Origin of the sequence: Methylobrevis pamukkalensis (genome assembly GCF_001720135.1) — a bacterium.
GTDB lineage: Bacteria > Pseudomonadota > Alphaproteobacteria > Rhizobiales > Pleomorphomonadaceae > Methylobrevis > Methylobrevis pamukkalensis.
This window is the reverse complement of sequence record NZ_MCRJ01000249.1, coordinates 1-1,436: the sequence shown is the minus strand read 5'-3', so window position 1 is coordinate 1,436 and position 1,436 is coordinate 1. Positions and strand designations below refer to the sequence as shown.

Below are 1,436 nucleotides of genomic sequence, written 5' to 3'. Positions count from 1 at the left end.
GAGAAGAAGGAGTATGCCGCTACGTCGCTGCCCCTCCCCTCACCGCTCCCCGATCGCAGGCGCCCCGCTGGCGGCCTTCATGAAGCTCTCTTCCCACCAGGAGAACACGATGTCGCGGAGCGCCGCACCCTCGTCGTCGCCGTAGACCTCGCGGCGCAGCGCCTCGAAGGCGGCCGCCTCGGAAGCATCCAGCGGGATCTCCAGCACGGTCTGCCCGAGCGGCACGTTGGCGAAGGCCGGCACGTAGGCGGGGTCGCGGACCAGCTCGCGGGTCGCCTTGATCTGCGGCTGGCGGAAATCCCTCGGCGTGCGCTGGCTCTTCAGGATCGGCGTCGCCGGCACGACGGCAAGGTCCGTATCCGTGGCCTCCAGCACCGTCAGCTTCACCGGCTTCAGGCCGAAGTTGGAGGTGCGCATGATGTCGGCGCCGCAGACGTTGGGGATCGCCAGCACGTCGACGAGGGCGAGCAGGTCGATGTGGTCGCCGGCCTTCGAGGCCTGGCGGGTGATCGAGGCGCTGCCCTCCGGCGTCACCTCGGTGCACATGAACAGGTTGAAGCTGTCGTGCACGTCGTCCGGGGTCAGGCCGTATTCGCGCTGCGCCTCGGCCTGGATGTCGTTGCAGTTGGTGTGGACGTCGAAGCCGTAGGCGCTCTCGTAGAGATAGGCGCTGCAGCGGGGAAACAGCACGTCGTTGCGCCCGTAGGTGTCCTCCATGATGTAGAGCAGCGCCCGCTCGCGCGGCGGCTGCGACCACAGGAAGGTCCCCTTCGAAGGGTTGAAGCCGTGCACCGTGCGGGTCCGGCCGCAGTGCATGAACTCCTTGTAGTCGTGGAGATTGAAAGCGTTGAAGTCGACGCACTGGGCGCCCTCGACCTGCTCGATCCGGAGGATCTGCCCGGCCAGAAGCTCGATCGCCTTGCCGGTGCCCGGCTGCATCGTCCACTCGAAGACGACCTTGCGCTCGCTCATGACCGCGCCTCCCCGAGGTGGCGGGCCGCCTGCTCGCGCAGCGCCCGGCGCACGAGCTCGATCCGGTCGCCGGCAACGCCCCGCGCTACCGTGCGGTCGAGAAGCTCGAGCTGCTGGTCGTTGAGTGTCAGGCGGATGATCCGCGCGCCGGCCGGCTGGTCCATGTCCCCTCCAAGGTCCCCGCACCGCCATCACGTATACCGGAATGCCGGCGCAGCGGACCATCAAGCTGTCTCGACCCGAAAATGCCGGTCGACAGCGCGGAGAGAAAGGCCAAAAAGCAGGCATGCACGCCGATAATTTGCGCAGATCGCATACTTGCGGGAACCAATCACGTATACAAGAATGCCGGTCACAGGGACGGTCCTGCCTTTGGTGAACCGTCTCCGAGATCAGGCAGAGACCCGTCCGACATGGCCAAACCCAACTCCCGCGCCGACGTCGCCTATCAGGCGTTGCGACAG

Annotated in this window: 2 protein-coding genes; both read right to left on the bottom strand. The window is 66.7% G+C overall.

Going from position 1 to position 1,436, the window contains the following annotated elements; all coding sequences use genetic code 11:
• Nucleotides 1-39 precede the first annotated feature (39 nt).
• Nucleotides 40-972, bottom strand: coding sequence for a DUF1989 domain-containing protein (locus tag A6302_RS20285; protein ID WP_069308519.1), 933 nt, complete (start codon nucleotides 970-972; stop codon nucleotides 40-42).
• Nucleotides 969-1,136, bottom strand: a complete 168-nt coding sequence (locus tag A6302_RS23310; protein ID WP_169833647.1) for a hypothetical protein — start codon at nucleotides 1,134-1,136, stop codon at nucleotides 969-971. Before A6302_RS23310 ends, A6302_RS20285 begins: the two co-directional genes overlap by 4 nt.
• Nucleotides 1,137-1,436: the final 300 nt, after the last annotated feature.

Bases quoted from the DNA above. Each gene is read 5' to 3' on its own strand.
- A6302_RS20285 (WP_069308519.1), bottom strand. From the start codon at position 972: ATGAGCGAGCGCAAGGTCGTCTTCGAGTGGACGATGCAGCCGGGCACC.
- A6302_RS23310 (WP_169833647.1), bottom strand. From the start codon at position 1,136: ATGGACCAGCCGGCCGGCGCGCGGATCATCCGCCTGACACTCAACGAC.